A 4,111-nucleotide genomic window follows, 5' to 3' on the forward strand; every position below is an offset into this window, starting at 1 on the left:
TGTTCACCTCCAGCGTGAACCACGCCCTGAACCTGGAAATCTCGGCGCTGGAAGCCGATGGTCGCGGCAAGATCGTCTCGAGCCCGCGTGTCATCACGGCCGACCAGGTCAAGGCGCTGATCGAGCAGGGCACCGAGCTGCCCTACCAGACGGCAACGTCCAGCGGTGCCACGGCCATCACCTTCCGCAAGGCCAACCTGAAGCTGGAAGTCACGCCGCAGATCACGCCTGAAGGCAGCGTGATCCTCGACGTCGACGTCAACAAGGACAGCGTGGGCCAGATCACCACGGCCGGCTTCGCCATCGACACCAAGCACGTGCAGACGCAGGTGCTGGTCGAGAACGGCGGCACCGTGGTCATTGGCGGCATCTTCCAGCAGACCGAGAGCAACGCCGAACAGCGCGTGCCGCTGCTGGGCGACATCCCCTACCTGGGCGCTTTGTTCCGCAACAGCTCGCGCAGCACCCAGCGCCGCGAACTGCTGATTTTCCTGACGCCCAAGGTGGTGTCCGACCGCACGGCATTGCGCTGATGTCGTCGGTGGTGGCTTTGGTGGGCTTGCCCGGAGGGGGCAAGTCCACGGTCGGGCGGCAGTTGGCCCGGCGGCTGGGGGCTCGTTTCCTGGACGCGGACGCGGTGCTCGAAGAGCGGATCGGCATGCCGATCCGTTCGTATTTTGAGCAACACGGCGAGCAGCCTTTTCGTGACCTCGAAGAGCAGGTCATTGAAGAGCTGACGTCGCCGGAGCAGGGGCCGTTGATCCTGGCCACGGGCGGTGGCGCGGTGCTGCGCCCTGCCAACCGCAAGCACCTGCACGAAGGCGCCACGGTCATTTACCTGCGCTCGACACCCGAGGAGTTGTTCAAGCGCCTGCGGCACGACACCCAGCGCCCGCTTTTGCAGGTGGCCGATCCGCTGGCCAAGCTGAGGGAACTCCACGCGCAGCGTCACCCCCTGTACGAGGAGGTGGCGCATTACCGCGTGGACACAGGGCGGCCGTCGGTGGCGACTCTGGTCAACATGATCATGATGCAGCTTGAACTCGCGGGGCTGTTGCCTGCGCTGACGGTGCCGCCCGCTGAGCCGTCGCCACCGGTGTGATGCGCCGCCACGGCGAACACCCATGAAAAAGGCCGAACAGTTGTTCGGCCTTTTCGTTTGTTCGCTCAGGCATGGGGCCTGCCGCCCCGAGCCCCGGAATCAGCCCAGTCGGGCCAACTGCCCTTGCAGGCGCTCCACCGTCGCGCTGAAGTCGGCCACGCGCTGCTTCTCCTGCTCGACCACGGCTGCTGGCGCGCGGGCCACGAAGCTTTCGTTGCCCAGCTTGCCTTGGGCCTTGGTGATCTCGCCTTGCAGGCGGGTGATCTCCTTGCTCAGGCGGGCCTTTTCTGCCTCGACGTCGATCTCGACGTGCAGGGCCAGGCGGGCCTCGCCGTGCACGGCCACCGGGGCCATTTGCGTGGCGGCGGCAAACGCCGCTTCGTCGAGCACCTGCACCTCGCTGAGTTTGCCCAGGGCCTGGATGATGGGTGCGGCCTGGCGGATGAACTCGGCGTCGCCCGTGGTCAGCAGGGGCATGCGTTCGGCGGGCGAGAGGTTCATCTCGCTGCGCAGGGTGCGGGTGGTGCCAACGATGGCCTTGAGCTTGGCCACCCAGGCATCTGACTCGGCGCACACACGACCCAGGTCGGCGCGGGGGTAGGCCGCTGTCACCAGGGTCTCGTCGCTGCCTTCGGCCTTGCGGCCAGCCACAGGGGCCACCACCTGCCACAGCTCTTCGGTGATGAAGGGCGTGATGGGGTGCAGCAGGCGCAGCACGGTTTCGAGCACGCGGATCAGGGTGCGGCGGGTGGCGCGCTGCTTGGCCTCGTTGCCCTCGGCCTTGGCAGCGTTGAGCTGGGCCTTGGCGATCTCGATGTACCAGTCGCAGTACTCGTCCCAGACGAACTGGTAGATGGCGTTGGCGACGTTGTCGAGGCGGAAGTCGGTGAAGCCCTGTTCCACCGCGGCTTCGACGCGCTGCAGCTCGGACACGATCCAGCGATCGGCCGGGCTGAAGTGCAGGTAGCCGTTGGCCGCGCACTGGCCGGGCGTGTCTTTGACGAGGCCGCAGTCCTGGCCTTCGGTGTTCATCAGCACGAACTTGGTGGCGTTCCAGAGCTTGTTGCAGAAGTTGCGGTAGCCCTCGCAGCGCTTGGAGTCGAAGTTGATGGCGCGGCCCAGGCTGGCCAGCGCAGCGAAGGTGAAGCGCAGCGCGTCGGCGCCGTAACCTGGGATGCCTTCGGGGAATTCCTTCTCGGTGGCCTTGCGCACCTTGGGGGCGGTCTCGGGCTTGCGCAGGCCGGTGGTGCGCTTGTCCAGCAGCGGGGCCAGCTCGATGCCGTCGATCAGGTCAACCGGGTCCAGCACGTTGCCTTCGGACTTCGACATCTTGTTGCCCTGTGCGTCGCGCACCAGGCCGTGGATGTAGACGTGCTTGAAGGGCACCTTGCCGGTGAAGTGCTTGGTCATCATGATCATCCGGGCGACCCAGAAGAAGATGATGTCGTAGCCGGTGACGAGCACCGACGAGGGCAGGAAGAGGTCGAGCTCCTTCGTCTCCTCGGGCCAGCCGAGGGTGGAGAAGGGCACCAGGGCCGATGAGTACCAGGTGTCGAGCACGTCGGCGTCGCGGGTGAGCTCACCCGAGTAGCCGGCAGCCGTGGCCTTGGCGCGCGCGTCGGCCTCGGAGCGGGCGACGAAGACCTCGCCGTTGCTGCCGTACCAGGCCGGGATTTGATGGCCCCACCAAAGCTGGCGGCTGATGCACCAGTCCTGGATGTTGTTCATCCACTGGTTGTAGGTGTTGACCCAGTTCTCGGGCACGAACTTGACGTCGCCCGACTCGACCGCCTCGATGGCTTGCTCGGCGATGCTCTTGCCGCCCGCGCCGGGCTTGGTCATGGCCACGAACCACTGGTCGGTCAGCATGGGCTCGATGACCTGACCGGTGCGGGCGCAGCGCGGCACCATCAGCTTGTGCTTCTTGACTTCGACCAGCTGGCCGTCGGCTTCGAGTTTGGCGACGATCTGCTTGCGGGCCACGAAGCGGTCCAGACCGACGTATTCGGCGGGGATGTCGGTGGCCTCGTGGGCGCTGACCTTGGCTTCGAGGTCGAAGATGGTCAGCATGGGCAGGCCGTGGCGCAGGCCGACCTGGTAGTCGTTGGTGTCGTGGGCCGGGGTGACCTTGACGACGCCAGTGCCGAATTCCTTGTCGACGTGCTCGTCGGCGATCACGGGCACGAGGCGGCCAGTGATGGGCAGGCGCACCTGCTTGCCGATGAGCGCCGTGTAGCGCTCGTCTTCTGGGTGGACCATGACAGCCGTGTCGCCCAGCAGGGTTTCAGGGCGGGTGGTGGCCACGACCAGGGTTTCATCGCTGCCCTCGACGGGGTAACGGATGTGCCACATCGAGCCGTCTTCTTCCTCGCTCTCGACTTCCAGGTCAGACACGGCGGATTTGAGGATCGGGTCCCAGCTGACCAGGCGCTTGCCGCGGTAGATCAGGCCTTCTTCGTGCAGGCGCACGAAGGTCTCGACCACCACCTTGGAGAGCTTGTCGTCCATGGTGAAGTACTCGTGCTCCCAGCTCACCGAGTCGCCCATGCGGCGCATCTGCTGGGTGATGGTGGAGCCGGACTTTTCCTTCCACTCCCAGACCTTGGCGACAAAGGCTTCGCGACCGAGGTCGTGGCGGGACTGTCCCTTTTCCTGCAGCTGGCGCTCCACCACGATCTGCGTGGCGATGCCCGCGTGGTCGGTGCCGGGGATCCACAGCGTGTTGTGGCCCAGCATGCGGTGATAGCGCGTCAACGAGTCCATGATGGTCTGGTTGAAGGCGTGGCCCATGTGCAGCGTGCCGGTGACGTTGGGCGGGGGCAGCTGGATGCAGAACGAGGGCTTGGCCGCGTCCAGGGTGGGCTTGTACAGGCCGCGTTGCTCCCACAGGGGGCCGTGCTGGGCCTCGATGGGGCCGGGTTCGAAGGATTTGGCGAGTTCGGTCATGGTGTGAGCGGCTGGCCGAGCGGGGCTCGGCGGCGGAAAGTGGGGCGGCTGTGGGCGGTGGTT

Annotated in this window: 2 protein-coding genes and 1 pseudogene; 2 read left to right on the plus strand and 1 reads right to left on the minus strand. The window is 66.1% G+C overall.

Features of this window, described 5'->3' with window-relative positions; all coding sequences use genetic code 11:
• Both B2W70_RS12990 and B2W70_RS12995 read left to right on the plus strand, forming a co-directional pair.
• Positions 1-533, plus strand: a pseudogene (locus tag B2W70_RS12990) (type IV pilus secretin PilQ); the annotation flags it as partial.
• Positions 533-1,102 (plus strand): shikimate kinase, encoded by a 570-nt coding sequence (locus tag B2W70_RS12995; RefSeq protein WP_286746270.1) that lies wholly within the window; start codon positions 533-535, stop codon positions 1,100-1,102. The pseudogene B2W70_RS12990 and the gene B2W70_RS12995, both read left to right, overlap by 1 nt.
• Before the next feature lie 99 nt (positions 1,103-1,201).
• Here B2W70_RS12995 and B2W70_RS13000 read toward each other — a convergent pair whose 3' ends face one another.
• Entirely contained in the window at positions 1,202-4,048 is a 2,847-nt protein-coding gene (locus B2W70_RS13000; RefSeq protein ID WP_286746272.1) for a valine--tRNA ligase, read from the minus strand.
• Positions 4,049-4,111: the final 63 nt, after the last annotated feature.

It is taken from the genome of Aquabacterium sp. UBA2148, assembly GCF_002328915.1.
GTDB lineage: Bacteria > Pseudomonadota > Gammaproteobacteria > Burkholderiales > Burkholderiaceae_C > Aquabacterium > Aquabacterium parvum.

Coding starts and splice junctions, on each gene's coding strand:
- B2W70_RS12995 (WP_286746270.1), top strand. CDS start 533: ATGTCGTCGGTGGTGGCTTTGGTGGGCTTGCCCGGAGGGGGCAAGTCC.
- B2W70_RS13000 (WP_286746272.1), bottom strand. CDS start 4,048: ATGACCGAACTCGCCAAATCCTTCGAACCCGGCCCCATCGAGGCCCAG.